The following is a 15,554-nucleotide window of genomic DNA, read 5'->3' on the forward strand; positions in this document are numbered from 1 at the left end:
ACTTATTCCTCAATATCATTCAGGTTGCGCCCCGCGAGTGCGGCTTTCACCGTCGAATTCATGCGTCGGGCAGCAAATGCATCGGTCACCTGCGACAGACGTCGGGTCTGTTGCTCGATGGCCGGGCCATCGGTGCCTTGCATCAATTCACGCAAATCTTTCAGTTGCAGCTCGATCACCATCCGCTCTTCGGCATCGAGCAGACGCTCGCCGTCAACTTCAAGCGCCGCCTCGACCGCCTCGACCAGACGCTGGGCATCGACCTGCTGTTCACGCAGCACCCGGGCAACCTTGTCGTCACCGGCGTACTCGAACGAATCCTTGAGCATGCGGGTAATCTCGCCATCAGTCAGGCCATAGGACGGCTTGACCTGAATGCTCGACTCGATACCCGAACCCAGTTCGCGGGCAGACACACTGAGCAAACCATCGGCGTCGACCTGGAAGGTGACCCGAATCTTCGCCGCACCAGCCACCATAGGCGGGATGCCGCGCAGCTCAAAGCGCGCCAGGGAACGGCAATCGCTGATGAGTTCACGCTCGCCCTGCAGGACATGAATCATCATGGCCGACTGGCCGTCCTTGTAGGTGGTGAACTCCTGGGCGCGAGCCACTGGAATGGTGGTGTTGCGCGGAATGACCTTTTCCATCAGGCCACCCATGGTTTCCAGCCCCAGCGAGAGCGGAATCACATCGAGCAGCAACAATTCTTCGCCATCGCGCTTGTTGCCGGCCAGGGTATCGGCCTGGACCGCAGCACCGATGGCCACCACCTGATCCGGATCGATACTGGTCAGCGGCTGGCGAGCGAACAACTCGGCCACTGCTTCGCGAACACGCGGCACACGGGTCGAACCACCGACCATGACCACCGCCTCGACTTCTTCCAGCTCGATGTTCGAGTCACGAACGGCACGGCGGCAGGACTTGAGGCTGCGCGCTACCATCGGCTCGATCAAGGCATTGAACGCTTCGCGGGTCAGCACGCCACGCCAGTCGCCATGCACGACTTCGACCGAATCGGCATCGGTCAGTGCTTCCTTGGCCGCACACGCAGCCTGCAACAGGCTGCGCTGCACGGCAGGATCGAGGCTCGACGACAAACCGGCATCGGCAATGATCCAGCTGGCAATCGCGTGGTCGAAATCGTCGCCACCCAATGCAGTATCACCGCCAGTGGCCAACACCTCGAAGACACCGCCAGTCAGGCGCAGAATGGAAATATCGAAGGTTCCGCCGCCCAGATCGTAGATGGCGACAACGCCTTCGGCTTTCTGGTCCAGGCCATAGGCCACGGCAGCCGCGGTTGGCTCATTGAGCAGGCGCAGCACATTGAGGCCCGCCAGCCTTGCGGCATCCTTGGTCGCCTGACGCTGGGCGTCATCGAAATAGGCCGGCACGGTTATCACCGCACCAACCAGATCGCCACCCAAAGCGGCCTCGGCACGCTGACGCAAGACCTTGAGAATATCCGCCGACACCTCGACCGGGCTTTTCGGCCCTTGGATGGTGTCGATGAACGGCATGTGCGATTCGCCTTCGACAAAGCGATAAGGCAGCTGCTCGCCCAATTGCTTCACGTCGGACAAGCCGCGCCCCATGAGACGCTTTACCGACAGCACGGTATTGAACGGATCGACCGAAGCGGCAGCCTTGGCTGACAGCCCCACTTCGACACGGTCGGCGTGGTAGCGCACGGCGGACGGCAGGATGACCTGCCCTTGCGCGTCGGCCAGAGGCTCGGAAAGACCGCTGCGCAAGGCAGCGACCAGCGAATTGGTAGTCCCCAGGTCAATGCCGACAGCCAGACGGCGCTGGTGCGGTTTAGGACTTTGCCCGGGTTCAGCGATCTGCAGTAAGGCCATGCTTTTCTGAATAATCACAGGCGTGCGGCCGGGGCGGCACGGGGTTAATCGTCGAGGCGCTCTTCAAGCTGGCGCACTTCGTAAGAGAGCTTGTCGAGGAACTGCATACGCCGCATCAGCCGTTCGGCGTGCTCGCGCTGTGCAGCATCGTCCCAACAGGCGGCGAAGCTATCGTTCAGTTCATCCTGAGCGCTTTTGAGGCGGCGCTTGAAAACCGCGACACCGGCCAGATCAGCCTCGTCCTGCAGATCTTCCAACTCTTCGCGCCACTGCATCTGCTGCAGAAGAAAATCGGGATCATGCACGGTGACTTCCAGCGGCACCTCATCGCCTTTCATGACCAGCAGGTAACGCGCTCTTTTCGGAGCACTCCTGAGGGTCTGATAGGCATCATTGAGGCGTGCGGACTGCTCAAGCGCCAGACGCTGCTCATGCTCGGAGGCATCAGCAAAACGGTCCGGATGTACGCTGCGCGCCAGCTCACGGTAGCGCGTCGCCAACTGGTCGAGATCAAGACGGAAATCGGGCTTGAGATCGAACAGGGCAAAGTGACAAGGAGTACCCACGAATAAAAGCCTCAGACGTTGAAGCTTTCGCCGCAGCCGCACTCACCGCGCGAGTTGGGGTTATTGAACTTGAAGCCTTCGTTCAAACCTTCCTTGACGAAATCGAGTTCGGTGCCGTCGAGGTAGACCAGACTTTTAGGGTCGATGATCACTTTCACGCCATGCATCTCGAACACGGTGTCCTCGTTGCCCGCCTCATCGACGAACTCGAGCACATAGGCAAGACCTGAACAGCCTGTAGTACGAACACCAAGACGAATGCCATCACCCTTGCCGCGCCCGTCAAGGGAACGACGTACGTGGTTAGCGGCAGCTTCTGTCATGCTGATAGCCATCGGAACTCCTTTCTTGTCGCCAGCTTTTCTGAAAAGACCGCTTGTTACAGCAAGCCTTTCTTCTGCTTGTAGTCACGAACTGCCGCCTTGATGGCGTCTTCCGCGAGTACCGAGCAGTGAATCTTTACCGGAGGCAGAGCAAGCTCTTCAGCCAGCTGAGTGTTCTTGATGGTCTCTGCTTCATCCAGAGTCTTGCCTTTCATCCACTCGGTCGCCAGGGAGCTGGAAGCGATTGCCGAGCCGCAGCCGTAGGTCTTGAACTTGGCGTCTTCGATGACGCCCTGCTCGTTGACCTTGATCTGCAGGCGCATTACGTCGCCGCAAGCCGGAGCGCCGACCATGCCGGTGCCAACATCAGGATCTTCCGCGTTCATCTTGCCAACGTTGCGCGGGTTCTCGTAGTGGTCAATGACCTTTTCGCTGTAAGCCATGATTCTGTTCCTCTCACATCAGGGAGTCGCTCTACAGACCAGGCCAACAACGTTGCACCCGGCCTGTCTGGCGGCGACTTTAAATTAGTGCGCCGCCCACTCGATCTTGGAGATATCGACGCCGTCTTTGAACATGTCCCACAGCGGCGAAAGAGCGCGCAGCTTGGTAACAGCCTCGCAAACCTTCTGCGCGGCGTAATCGATTTCTTCTTCGGTAGTGAAACGACCAAAGGTGAAGCGTATCGAGCTATGTGCCAGTTCGTCATTACGACCAAGGGCGCGTAGCACGTAGGACGGCTCAAGCGATGCCGAAGTACAGGCCGAACCGGACGAAACCGCCAGATCCTTGAGTGCCATGATCAGCGACTCGCCTTCGACATAGTTGAAGCTCAGATTCAGGTTGTGCGGTACGCGAGCAGTCAGGCTGCCGTTGACGTACAGCTCTTCCAGATCCTCGACCTGCTTGAAGAAGCGGTCGCTCAGGGCCTTGATACGGACGTTCTCGCTGGCCATCTCTTCCTTGGCGATACGGAACGCTTCGCCCATGCCGACGATCTGGTGAGTTGCCAGGGTGCCGGAGCGCATGCCGCGCTCGTGACCGCCGCCGTGCATGGTCGCTTCGAGGCGAACACGCGGCTTGCGACTTACGTACAGAGCACCGATACCCTTCGGACCGTAGGTCTTGTGGGCCGAGAACGACATCAGGTCAACCTTGAGGCTGGCCAGATCGATTTCAACCTTGCCGGTGGACTGTGCAGCATCGACATGGAACAACACGCCGCGTGAACGGGTCAGCTCACCGATGGCCGCGATGTCGTTGATGGTGCCGATCTCGTTGTTGACGTGCATGACCGAAACCAGAATGGTGTCGTCACGCAGGGCAGCTTCGATCATCGCAGGAGTGATCAGGCCGTCTTCGCCCGGCTCGATGTAGGTCACTTCAAAACCTTCACGCTCCAGTTGGCGCGTGGTGTCGAGAACAGCCTTGTGCTCGACCTTGGAGGTGATGATGTGCTTGCCCTTGGTGGCGTAGAAATGCGCAACGCCCTTGATCGCCAGGTTATCGGACTCGGTCGCACCGGATGTCCAGACGATTTCACGCGGGTCGGCGTTGATCAGGTCGGCGACCTGACGGCGGGCGTTCTCGACCGACTCTTCGGCCTTCCAGCCAAACACGTGGGAACGCGAGGCCGGGTTGCCGAAGTTTCCGTCAACCAGCAGGCAATCCATCATTTTCTGCGCTACGCGCGGATCGACCGGCGTCGTCGCGGAGTAATCGAGGTAAATCGGCAACTTCATTGAATCTCTCCTATCAGGCAGGCGCACCGCTCATTCATCTGCGTTCATTCGACGGCGGACGTTTCAATCTTACCCAGCTGCGACGCACTGTTATTACTGCGGCGCAGATCCTGGCGCTGGGCGACTTCCTGCACCTCACGGCGAGTAACAAGATCCGCCAAGCTGATACCGCTTAGAAATTCGTGAATCTGCTGGCTGAGGTCACACCACAAATGGTGGGTCAGGCAGGTATCGCCAGCGTGACAGTCACCCAAACCCTGGCAACGAGTGGCATCGACCGACTCATTGACCGCATCGACCACCTGGGCGACCTGGATGCCCTGCATGTCGCGGGACAACTGGTAACCACCACCAGGACCGCGCACGCTGGAAACCAGATTGCCACGACGCAGCTTGGCGAACAGTTGCTCAAGGTAAGACAGGGAAATGCCTTGCCGCTCGGAGATATCGGCCAGAGACACTGGCCCGTGCTGCGCATGCAATGCCAGGTCAAGCATTGCTGTTACAGCGTATCGGCCTTTTGTAGTCAGTCGCATGACATGTACCGCAGAGGTTCGGAATGGGAGCGAGTATGCTATTCCCGAGTATTTAAGTCAACTATTAGACCTAGTGGAATAGTCGGGATTAGCTAAAATAGCGGGCAGTATCATAGCAAAGGCGCGTCGTATTGACACGCCTCATGTACGGCGAGCGCTAGCCAGCCTTCTCTTCGCTCTTGTCCTTGACGCAGTCGAAGACCTCATCACGCAACTCCGGCAGCTCCCTGGCGCAGTAATCGCTGCCCAGCCTGCCCAGAGCACCGCCCATGTCTTCCAGGCGCGCATCCACGGCCTGCAGATGATCGAGCAACTGACCAATGGCCCGCGCAACCGGGTCCGGCATGTCGGCGCTGACGCCATAGGCATCGAAGCCCAGCTTTTCTGCCATCGCCTTGCGCCGGGCTTCCACCTCGTCATCGGACTTCACAATGATACGCCCCGGAATACCCACCGCCGTCGCACCGGCCGGCACGGCCTTGGTGACCACCGCATTGGAACCGATCTTGGCGCCTGCACCAACGGTAAACGGCCCCAGCACCTTGGCACCGGCACCGACCACCACACCGTCTTCCAGCGTCGGGTGACGCTTGCCGGCATTCCAGCTGGTGCCGCCCAGAGTTACGCCCTGATAGAGCGTGACATCGTTGCCGATCTCGGCGGTTTCGCCGATCACGATTCCCATCCCGTGATCGATGAAGAAACGACGACCGATCCGCGCCCCCGGATGTATCTCGATGCCGGTCATCCAGCGACCGAAGTTGGAAACCATCCGCGCCAGCCACTTCCAGCCATTGCGCCACAGAATGTGCGCCATCCGGTGCAGCCAGATGGCGTGCATGCCCGGATAGCAGGTCAGTACATCGAAAGCATTGCGTGCAGCAGGATCACGATGGAACACACTTTGAATATCTTCTCGCAAACGCTCGAACATCACTGATCCTTTCGCTTGTAGGGTTCACCACGAGCCGCTTTCTGGGTCTCGGTGAGAATGCCGCGCAGAATGCTCAACTCGGAGCGCTCCACTTCGCTGCGGCCATACAGCCGGCGCAGCCGCGCCATCAAGTGCCGGGGCTTTTCCGGATCGAGAAAGCCAATGGCGACCAGTGACGCTTCCAGATGTGCATAAAAGCCTTCCATCTCGTCCATGGTCGCCAACTCGGCATTGCGCGCCGAAGCAGCCTGAACCACCTCTCCGTCCTGCGACGACTGTTGCGCCGCCAGCCAGGACATGCGTACCTCATAGCTCAGCACCTGGACCGCAGCCGCCAGATTCAGCGAGCTGAATGTCGGGTCGGACGGAATATGCACATGGTAATGACAGCGCTGTAACTCTTCGTTGGTCAGGCCGGCGTGCTCACGACCAAAGACCAGCGCCACCTCGGCGCCCTGCCCTGCCTGCTCGACGACCTTCACGCCGGACTCACGCGGATCCAGCATCGGCCATGGCAAGCTGCGGTCACGGGCACTGGTGCCCAGCACCAGACTACAGCCGACCAGCGCCTCTTCGAGAGTCGCCACTACCTGCGCGCCCTCCAGAATATCGCCAGCACCGGACGCTCGCGCATCGGCATCGGGAGAAGGGAAAACGCGCGGCTCAACCAGTACCAGGCGCGAAAGCCCCATGTTTTTCATGGCACGCGCAGCCCCACCGATATTTCCGGGATGGGTAGTGCCGACCAGGACAACACGAATGTTCTGCAGCAATGCGAGCGCTCACTGACCAAATTTAGGGGTGGAAATATTACAGAACCTGCCCCGTTAACGCTATGAACCCTTGAAGGCTTGCGAACCCGGACCATCAATCGAGCACCCTCAAAAAGCACAAAACCTGATCAGGACGACAACGTCAGGGCTGGAAATAATTTGATGTAACCCATAGAATGTCCGGCTCTCTTTAACAACCTTAGGTGAAATGTCCATGCAGCCCATGCTGAATATCGCGCTGCGCGCCGCCCGCAGCGCCAGCGAATTGATTTTCCGCTCCATCGAGCGCCTGGATACCATCAAGGTTGACGAAAAAGAAGCCAAAGACTACGTCACGGAAATCGACCGTGCCGCCGAGCAGAGCATCATCACCGCCCTGCGCAAGGCTTACCCTACCCACGGCATCCTCGGCGAAGAAAGCGGCCTGCACGCAGGCAGCGGCGAAGGCACCGATTACCTGTGGATCATCGATCCGCTGGACGGCACCACCAACTTCGTTCGCGGCATCCCGCATTTCGCTGTCAGCATCGCCTGCAAATACCGCGGCCGTCTTGAGCACGCCGTCGTTCTCGACCCGGTTCGCCAGGAAGAATTCACCGCCAGCCGCGGCCGTGGCGCCGCACTGAACGGTCGTCGCCTGCGCGTCAGCCAGCGCAAGAGCCTTGAAGGCGCATTGCTGGGCACCGGCTTCCCGTTCCGCGACGAGCAGATGGACGGCCTGGAAAACTACCTAGGCATGTTCCGCAGCCTGGTTGGCCAGACCGCCGGCATCCGCCGCGCAGGCTCCGCCAGCCTGGACCTGGCTTATGTTGCAGCCGGTCGCTTCGATGCATTCTGGGAATCGGGCCTGTCCGAATGGGACATGGCTGCAGGCGCCCTGCTGATTCAGGAAGCAGGCGGTCTGGTCAGCGATTTCACAGGCGGTCACGACTTCTTGGAAAAAGGCCATATCGTTGCTGGCAACACTAAATGCTTCAAGGCTGTTCTGACCGCCATCGCTCCACACCTGCCACCTTCGCTGAAACGCTAAGCAGCAGATATAAAAAAACCGGCGAAAGCCGGTTTTTTTATGCCCTGAACACTGCAGGAGCGAATTCATTCGCGATCTTTCGCGGATAAATCCGCTCCCACATCACAACTTATTGAGCCTGACTCAGAACCAACTGACCATTCTTGTCCACAGGGATCTGATTACCCGGGTCATTTTCCATACGAACCTGACCGACTTTCTCGTTCAACTTGTACTTGACGTTGTAACCCACAACCTTGTCGCTGATATCGTTGACGGTATTGCAACGGGTTTCAGTCGTGGTGTAGGTGTCGCGGTTCTGCATACCTTCCTGAACCTTGTTACCGGCATAACCACCACCAACAGCACCGGCCACCGTAGCAATCTTCTTGCCATTACCACCGCCAACCTGATTACCCAGCAAGCCACCCGCCACAGCGCCGATCACGCTACCCACGATCTGATGCTCGTCCTTCACGGGAGCACGATGGGTAACGGCTACATCCTTGCAGACCTCACGCGGGGTCTTGATTTGCTCTTTTATCGGCTCGACGGCCAATACATCTGCATACTCTGGGCCGCCCTTGACCAGGCTGTAGGTGGCAACAGCGCCACCAGCGGTAACGACAGCAGCACCCAGCACAGCACCAACCAACAGAGACTTGTTCACTTTGAACCTCCTGACCTACGGACGCGTAGATTCTTTCCTACGCACTGCCTAGCCTTGGAGCATGAAAAAAGGCGCGAGTTCCGAACTCGCGCCTTTTTCGTTACAACGTGTTGTTTTCGTGAACAAATCCACACAACCCCGTAGGAGCGGATTCATCCGCGAACATCCCCGATCATTCAAATATCAGGGCATTCGCCAATGAATTCGCTGCCACCAGGATCATGGCTGATCGTCAACCTTCTCCGTCACAACCGGAGGAATCAGATCCTCAGTGGTGAGGTTCAGCCAGATCAGCATCACGTTGGCGATGTAGATGGACGAGTAAGTACCCGCCAGAACACCGATGAACAGCGCAATGGAGAAGCCTTCCAGGCTGTCGCCACCGAACACCCACAGCGCAATGATTGCCAGCAAGGTGGAAACCGATGTCGCGATGGTACGCAGCAAGGTCTGGGTGGTGGAAATGTTGATGTTCTCGATCAGCGAAGCCTTGCGCAGCAGGCGGAAGTTTTCACGGACCCGGTCGAAGACCACGATGGTGTCGTTCAGCGAGTAACCGATGATCGCCAGCACCGCCGCCAGCACCGTCAGGTCGAAGGTGATCTGGAAGAACGACAGGATACCCAGGGTCACGACCACGTCGTGAATCAGCGAGATGATCGCGCCGACCGCAAACTTCCACTGGAAGCGGAACGCCAGATAGAGCAGAACGCCGCCGAGCGCCAGCAGCATGCCGATACCGCCCTGGTCACGCAGCTCCTCGCCGACCTGTGGCCCCACGAACTCGACACGCTTGACGGTTGCCGGGTTATCGGCACCTACCTTGCGCAGCGCTTCAGCGACCTGAGTGCCCAGTTGCGGGTCTTCACCCGGCATGCGCACCAGCAAGTCGGTGGTCGCGCCGAAGCTCTGCACCACGGCGTCGTGGTAACCCGCCGAAGCCAGCTCCTCACGCACCTTGCCGAGGTCGGCAGGACGCTCGTAGGTCAGCTCGATCAGCGTACCGCCGGTGAAGTCCAGACCGAAGTTGAGCCCTTTATGGAACCAGCTGAACAACGCCAGTGCGGTAAGGAGCATGGTAATGGCGAACGCAACATTGCGAACGCCCATGAAGTTGATGGTACGTAACATGGCAGCCCCTTAAATCCACAACTTCTTGAAGTCACGACCGCCGTAGATCAGGTTGACCATTGCGCGGGTCACCATGATGGCCGTGAACATCGAGGTAAAGATCCCGAGCGACATGGTCACCGCAAACCCTTTGACGGGGCCGGTGCCCATCGCAAAGAGAATGCCGCCGACCAGCAGCGTCGTCAGGTTGGCGTCGAGGATCGCCGTGTAGGCACGATCGAAACCTTCGTTGATTGCACGCTGCACGCTCATGCCATTGGCGATTTCCTCACGAATCCGCGAGAAGATCAGCACGTTGGCGTCGACCGCCATACCCATGGTCAAGACGATACCGGCAATACCCGGCAGGGTCAGTGTCGCACCCAGCAAGGACATCAAGGCCAGCAGCATGACCATGTTGAAGGCCAGCGCAACAGTCGCGATCAGACCGAAGAAGCGGTAGATCGCCATGATGAACAGCGAAACGAACAACATGCCCCACAGGGAAGCATCGACACCCTTGGTGATGTTGTCGGCACCCAGGCTTGGACCGATGGTGCGTTCTTCAGCGAAGTACATCGGCGCAGCCAGACCACCGGCACGCAGCAGCAGCGCCAGCTCGGAAGATTCACCCTGGCCGTTCAGCCCGGTAATCCGGAACTGACTGCCCAGCGGCGACTGGATGGTCGCCAGACTGATGATTTTCTTGTCTTCCTTGAAGGTCTGCACCGCCACGTCTTTCTCGACGCCATCGACCATCTGCTTGACATAGGTCGTGGTCGGACGCTGCTCGATGAAGATCACTGCCATGCTGCGACCCACATTGCTGCGGGTTGCGCGGCTCATCAGCTCGCCACCGTGACCATCGAGGTTGATGTTCACCTGTGGACGACCATGCTCGTCGAAGCTCGCCTTGGCGTCGGTCACCTGGTCACCGGTGATGATCAGGCCACGCTCGACCGCGGCAGCCGGACGTCCGCCTTCGCGGAACTCGAACATCTCGGTAGCGCCCTTGGAGTCCTCAGGACCTGCGCCCAGGCGGAACTCGAGGTTGGCAGTCTTGCCGAGAATACGCTTGGCTTCGGCAGTGTCCTGCACGCCCGGCAGCTCAACCACGATACGGTTGGCGCCCTGACGCTGGACCAGAGGCTCGGCTACACCCAGCTCGTTGACCCGGTTACGTACCGTGGTCAGGTTCTGCTTGATGGAGTATTCACGAATTTCAGCCAGCTTGGGTGCAGTCAGGGCCAGACGCAGAACAGGAATACCGTTCAACTCGGCAGGCGTGACTTCAAAGTCGGTGAAGCTCTTGCGGATCAGGGCACGCGCCTGTTCACGCTCGGCATCATCAGTGAAACCCAACTGAATGACATTGTTGACTTGTGGAAGACTGCGATAGCGCGTCTTTTCCTTGCGCAGCAGTGTCTTGACTTCGCCTTCATAGACTTTCAGGCGTGCATCGATGGCCTTGTCCATGTCCACTTCCAGCAGGAAGTGCACACCACCGGAAAGGTCCAGACCCAGCTTCATCGGGCTTGCGCCCAGGTTACGCAACCATGTCGGGGTAGTACGGGCCAGGTTGAGCGCGACGACATAGTCATCACCCAAAGCCTTGCGCACCACATCCTTGGCTGGCAATTGATCTTCCTGCTTGCTCAGACGCAACAAACCGCCCTTGCCATTCTCAGCCAGAGAAGAGGCCTTGACCGAGATACCGGCATCGGCAAGCGCCTTGCCTGCACGATCCAGATCAGCCTGACTGACCTGCAGCGCAGTACTGGCGCCGCTGATCTGGATAGCCGAATCGTCAGGGTAGAGATTGGGTGCGGAATAAATGAAACCGATCGCCAGCACCGCCAGGATCAGTACGTATTTCCACAGAGGGTATTTGTTCAGCATCACGCCGCCCGCTTAGAACGCGGGGCGCCTTGCGCGCCCCGTCGATTGGTAAAAGATGGTACTCAGATCGCTTTCAGGGTGCCCTTTGGCAGAGTGGCAGCGACAGCGCCCTTCTGGATTTTCAGCTCGACAGTGTCGGAAGCCTCGATAACAACGAAGTCATCGGTAACCTTGGTGATCTTGCCGGCGATACCGCCAGTGGTCACGACTTCATCGCCTTTCTGCAGGTTGCTGAGCAGGCTTTTCTGCTCCTTGGCGCGCTTGGCCTGTGGGCGCCAGATCATCAGATAGAAGATGACCAGGAAACCGACCAGGAAGATCCACTCAAAACCGGTGCCCGCAGGACCGGCAGCCGGTGCAGCAGCATCCGCGAAAGCGGGAGAGATGAAAAAGCTCATTTAGCGCTCCAATTGCATAATTAGTATAAGAAACACGAAAAATCGGTTCTGTTTCAGCCAAGCGGCGGCGTTGGAAGGCCGCGTTTGGCATAGAAGGCATCGACGAAGGCGGCCAATGTACCTTGTTGAATAGCCTCACGCAAACCAGCCATAAGTAGCTGGTAATGCCGCAAATTGTGGATCGTATTGAGCATGCTCCCCAACATTTCACCGCACTTGTCCAAATGATGCAGATAAGCGCGGGAGAAGTTCTGGCAGGTGTAGCAGTCACAGGTCGGATCCAGCGGCGAATCATCATGGCGATGGAACGCATTACGGATCTTCAGCACACCGGTGTCGATGAACAGATGACCGTTGCGGGCATTGCGAGTCGGCATCACGCAGTCGAACATGTCGACTCCGCGGCGCACACCCTCAACCAGATCTTCGGGCTTGCCTACCCCCATAAGGTAACGAGGTTTGTCTGCTGGCATTTGGCCTGGCAGATAATCCAGCACCTTGATCATCTCGTGCTTGGGCTCGCCCACCGACAGGCCGCCAATGGCCAGGCCATCGAAGCCGATCTGATCCAGGCCTTCGAGCGAACGCATGCGCAGGTTTTCATGCATACCGCCCTGCACGATACCGAACAGCGCCGCAGTGCTCTCGCCATGGGCGACTTTCGAGCGCTTGGCCCAGCGCAGCGACAGCTCCATCGACACCCGCGCCACATCTTCATCCGCCGGGTACGGCGTGCATTCGTCGAAGATCATCACGATATCCGAGCCCAGATCGCGCTGGACCTGCATCGACTCTTCCGGGCCCATGAACACCTTGGAACCGTCGACCGGAGAAGCGAAGGTCACGCCCTCCTCCTTGATCTTGCGCATCGCGCCGAGGCTGAACACCTGGAAACCGCCGGAGTCGGTCAGGATCGGGCCTTTCCACTGCATGAAATCGTGCAGGTCGCCGTGGCCCTTGATGACCTCGGTGCCCGGACGCAGCCACAGGTGAAAGGTGTTACCCAGAATGATCTGCGCGCCGGTGGCCTCGATATCGCGAGGCAGCATGCCCTTGACCGTGCCATAGGTGCCCACCGGCATGAACGCCGGGGTTTCCACCACGCCACGGGGGAAGGTCAAGCGGCCGCGACGGGCCTTGCCGTCGGTGGCCAGCAACTCGAAAGACATACGACAGGTGCGACTCATGCTTGATCCTCTGGGGCCGATTGCTGCGGGGCGGTCGGCGCAGGATTGCGGGTGATGAACATCGCATCACCGTAACTGAAGAAGCGGTACCCATGCTCGATGGCCGCCGCGTAGGCCGCCATGGTTTCGGGATAACCGGCGAACGCCGAAACCAGCATCAACAGCGTGGATTCAGGCAAATGGAAATTGGTCACCAGGGCATCGACCACATGAAACGGTCGGCCCGGGTAAATAAAGATATCGGTGTCGCCACTGAACGGTTTCAGCACGCCATCACGGGCGGCACTCTCCAGCGAACGCACGCTGGTGGTCCCGACCGCAACCACCCGCCCGCCACGCGCACGACACGCCGCCACGGCATCGACCACTTCCTGACTGACTTCCAGCCATTCGTTGTGCATGTGGTGATCTTCAATGCGATCGACACGCACCGGCTGAAAGGTGCCAGCGCCCACATGCAGCGTCACGAACGCCGTCTCGACGCCCTTGGCGGCAATCGCCTCCAGCAGCGGCTGATCGAAATGCAGGCCCGCGGTTGGCGCAGCCACCGCACCGGCACGCTGCGCATAGACCGTCTGATAACGCTCGCGGTCCGCGCCTTCGTCCGGACGATCTATATAAGGAGGCAACGGCATATGCCCGACCCGATCAAGCAGCGGCAACACCTCTTCGGCAAAGCGCAACTCGAACAGCGTGTCATGGCGCGCCACCATCTCGGCCTCGCCACCGCCGTCGATCAGAATCGACGAACCCGGCTTGGGCGACTTGCTCGACCGCACATGCGCCAGCACCCGATGGCTGTCCAGCACCCGCTCCACCAGAATCTCCAGCTTGCCGCCGGACGCCTTCTGCCCGAACAGCCGTGCGGGAATGACGCGGGTATTGTTGAACACCATCAGATCGCCGGGGCGCAAATGTTCAAGCAAATCAGTGAATTGACGATGCGCCAGCGCGCCGCTCACCCCATCCAGGGTCAACAGACGACTACTGCGCCGCTCGGCCAGCGGGTGGCGAGCAATCAGGGAATCAGGAAGATCGAAGGTAAAGTCAGCAACGCGCATGATGGTGTTCGATAAGCAGGGCCGGGGAGTTTATCCGGTTTGGAAGGATTAGTAAAAAACCTGCAAAAAACCTTGTTGACCAATGATATGCGCATCCCTATACTTCGCCGCCATTGAGCCCTGATGGCGGAATTGGTAGACGCGGCGGATTCAAAATCCGTTTTCGAAAGGAGTGGGAGTTCGAGTCTCCCTCGGGGCACCATCATATTCCTTGTTTTCAAGGACTTAGAGAAGGGGTAGAAAGAAATTTCTACACCTTTTTCTATCCAAAAAATCTATCCTTTTTCCCCTCCTTCCCCTCCTCAAAGCCCGCCTTGGCACGCAACCTCGTGCCTTTTGGTTGCATTGCCCCCAGCTCTCCCCGCAACCGACCTGACAAAGCTCGCCGTCAGAGCAAACCTCCTACGCCAAGCCCCTCAAGCCCCTGTATGCCGGAGGAAGCCCTAAGCGCTCATCAATGCCCCACAAAGGCACCACTGGGGTATGATCCATTTAGGTAACTGGGGTATACCGAGGCGAAGATCACCATGACCGACGAAGAATTCACCAAGCGCATTGAGATTCTTGAAAAGGCTATCTCAAAGCATCCGGAGAACGTTGAACTTATCATTAAGCATGCAGACTTAGTCGCTCTAAAAATTAAGTGCGACGTTGAAATTCAGAGAGAGGATACAGAAAAAAGCGTAAAACTTGCTGAAATTGACGCACAGCTACAGTCAACCATGCACACAAACAATACAAACTTTAATATAAACTTAAACAACAACAATGCAGCCACTCAACAAAATTACAATAACAACTGGTTCGGCATGCAAATGCACTTTTCGACTCAAAACGCTAGCATGACAAACCATTTCGTTTCAAATTGCCAAAACATCATACCTCACATGACCAGCTACAACACTAACCTTTTAGGCCATGACGGCAAAGACTAAATCAAAAATTTTAGCAACGGACAGCAAGAAATATCTTCATCCTTTCTACCCAAAAATTTACCCATTGGTCCTCGCCCACATAGCATTCTGAGCGTTTTTAACAGGGGCAGCCAAAGGCACGGGGACTTGTACCCGTGCTTTTGGGGCCGGATAATTCCTTTAACCCATCAGTACGTCCTACATAGTAAAAATAAGTATTTTTTGTGCTGGGCGGCACAAGTGCCGTTTGTGGGGTTTTTTGACACAAAAATAGGGTTTTTAGGCTCTTATTTCTTTTGGTCATGCAATTTGACCTTTGAACAGCTTTAAGAGCTAAAAACGGCCTTTAGTACGTCAAACCTGACGTTATGCTCTACTATCCTGCCTTTCAAGCGCGAAGCGCACCAGAATGGTGTGTGCTTTTGCTCTTAGCTCCAACACTTTAAAATCCTTCTGAATAATGTGAAATTTCAATTTCACCTTTCTTAAGCTTTTATTTATTTAAATTACTTATTTATATATAGAAAGGCCGCGCTTTAGTCTCGCATATAAGGCCATAAAAACAAA

General features: G+C 57.6%; 16 protein-coding genes and 1 tRNA gene. 3 read left to right on the forward strand and 14 right to left on the reverse strand.

The features are described from left to right. Nucleotides 1-2 precede the first annotated feature (2 nt). From hscA to trmJ, 8 genes are all read right to left on the reverse strand, one after another. Nucleotides 3-1,865, reverse strand: a complete 1,863-nt coding sequence (gene hscA / locus ALQ04_RS23980; protein ID WP_122318197.1) for a Fe-S protein assembly chaperone HscA — start codon at nt 1,863-1,865, stop codon at nt 3-5. A 44-nt stretch (nt 1,866-1,909) separates the two neighbouring features. Further along, nucleotides 1,910-2,431: a co-chaperone HscB gene (gene hscB, locus ALQ04_RS23985; protein ID WP_122318198.1), complete on the reverse strand. Its 522-nt coding sequence runs from the start codon at nt 2,429-2,431 to the stop codon at nt 1,910-1,912. Nucleotides 2,432-2,442: 11 nt separating this feature from the next. Further along, a complete protein-coding gene (gene iscA, locus ALQ04_RS23990) occupies nt 2,443-2,766 on the reverse strand; it encodes an iron-sulfur cluster assembly protein IscA (protein ID WP_122318200.1) in 324 nt (107 codons plus the stop codon). Nucleotides 2,767-2,810: 44 nt separating this feature from the next. After that, entirely contained in the window at nt 2,811-3,197 is a 387-nt protein-coding gene (iscU, locus tag ALQ04_RS23995; protein WP_002552476.1) for a Fe-S cluster assembly scaffold IscU, read from the reverse strand. Between the two features lie 84 nt (nt 3,198-3,281). Further along, nucleotides 3,282-4,496 (reverse strand): IscS subfamily cysteine desulfurase, encoded by a 1,215-nt coding sequence (locus ALQ04_RS24000; RefSeq protein WP_122318202.1) that lies wholly within the window; start codon nt 4,494-4,496, stop codon nt 3,282-3,284. Nucleotides 4,497-4,540: 44 nt separating this feature from the next. Further along, nucleotides 4,541-5,032 carry a Fe-S cluster assembly transcriptional regulator IscR gene (gene iscR, locus ALQ04_RS24005; RefSeq protein WP_122318204.1) on the reverse strand — a complete coding sequence of 164 codons (492 nt, stop codon included), beginning with the start codon at nt 5,030-5,032 and terminating at the stop codon, nt 4,541-4,543. A 157-nt stretch (nt 5,033-5,189) separates the two neighbouring features. Further along, nucleotides 5,190-5,966 (reverse strand): serine O-acetyltransferase, encoded by a 777-nt coding sequence (gene cysE, locus ALQ04_RS24010; RefSeq protein ID WP_122318206.1) that lies wholly within the window; start codon nt 5,964-5,966, stop codon nt 5,190-5,192. Further along, on the reverse strand, nt 5,966-6,739 hold the full coding sequence (trmJ, locus tag ALQ04_RS24015) for a tRNA (cytosine(32)/uridine(32)-2'-O)-methyltransferase TrmJ (protein ID WP_122318208.1): 774 nt from the start codon (nt 6,737-6,739) through the stop codon (nt 5,966-5,968). Before trmJ ends, cysE begins: the two co-directional genes overlap by 1 nt. Nucleotides 6,740-6,953: 214 nt before the next feature. Between trmJ and suhB the strand changes: the two genes are divergently transcribed. Further along, complete coding sequence (gene suhB, locus ALQ04_RS24020; RefSeq protein ID WP_122318225.1) at nt 6,954-7,769, forward strand: inositol-phosphate phosphatase; 816 nt, start codon at nt 6,954-6,956, stop codon at nt 7,767-7,769. Nucleotides 7,770-7,878: 109 nt separating this feature from the next. Here the strand turns inward: suhB and ALQ04_RS24025 are convergent, their stop codons facing one another. From ALQ04_RS24025 to queA, 6 genes are all read right to left on the reverse strand, one after another. Further along, nucleotides 7,879-8,418 (reverse strand): glycine zipper 2TM domain-containing protein, encoded by a 540-nt coding sequence (locus ALQ04_RS24025; RefSeq protein ID WP_122318210.1) that lies wholly within the window; start codon nt 8,416-8,418, stop codon nt 7,879-7,881. Nucleotides 8,419-8,637: 219 nt separating this feature from the next. Then, on the reverse strand, nt 8,638-9,549 hold the full coding sequence (secF, locus tag ALQ04_RS24030) for a protein translocase subunit SecF (protein WP_122318212.1): 912 nt from the start codon (nt 9,547-9,549) through the stop codon (nt 8,638-8,640). A 9-nt stretch (nt 9,550-9,558) separates the two neighbouring features. Continuing rightward, nucleotides 9,559-11,427: a protein translocase subunit SecD gene (gene secD / locus ALQ04_RS24035; RefSeq protein WP_122318213.1), complete on the reverse strand. Its 1,869-nt coding sequence runs from the start codon at nt 11,425-11,427 to the stop codon at nt 9,559-9,561. 62 nt (nt 11,428-11,489) lie between these two features. After that, on the reverse strand, nt 11,490-11,825 hold the full coding sequence (gene yajC / locus ALQ04_RS24040; RefSeq protein WP_122318215.1) for a preprotein translocase subunit YajC: 336 nt from the start codon (nt 11,823-11,825) through the stop codon (nt 11,490-11,492). Nucleotides 11,826-11,878: 53 nt separating this feature from the next. Beyond that, nucleotides 11,879-12,994 carry a tRNA guanosine(34) transglycosylase Tgt gene (gene tgt / locus ALQ04_RS24045; RefSeq protein ID WP_122318217.1) on the reverse strand — a complete coding sequence of 372 codons (1,116 nt, stop codon included), beginning with the start codon at nt 12,992-12,994 and terminating at the stop codon, nt 11,879-11,881. 14 nt (nt 12,995-13,008) lie between these two features. Further along, on the reverse strand, nt 13,009-14,073 hold the full coding sequence (gene queA / locus ALQ04_RS24050) for a tRNA preQ1(34) S-adenosylmethionine ribosyltransferase-isomerase QueA (RefSeq protein ID WP_122318219.1): 1,065 nt from the start codon (nt 14,071-14,073) through the stop codon (nt 13,009-13,011). A 117-nt stretch (nt 14,074-14,190) separates the two neighbouring features. On the opposite strand from queA, the gene ALQ04_RS24055 reads away from it, so the two are divergent. Together ALQ04_RS24055 and ALQ04_RS24060 are read left to right on the forward strand one after the other, a co-directional pair. Further along, nucleotides 14,191-14,275 (forward strand) — tRNA-Leu (locus ALQ04_RS24055). Between the two features lie 325 nt (nt 14,276-14,600). Next, entirely contained in the window at nt 14,601-15,008 is a 408-nt protein-coding gene (locus ALQ04_RS24060) for a hypothetical protein (protein WP_122318221.1), read from the forward strand. Nucleotides 15,009-15,554 lie beyond the last annotated feature (546 nt).

This window comes from Pseudomonas cichorii (assembly GCF_003700275.1).
Classification (GTDB): Bacteria; Pseudomonadota; Gammaproteobacteria; order Pseudomonadales; family Pseudomonadaceae; genus Aquipseudomonas; species Aquipseudomonas cichorii_B.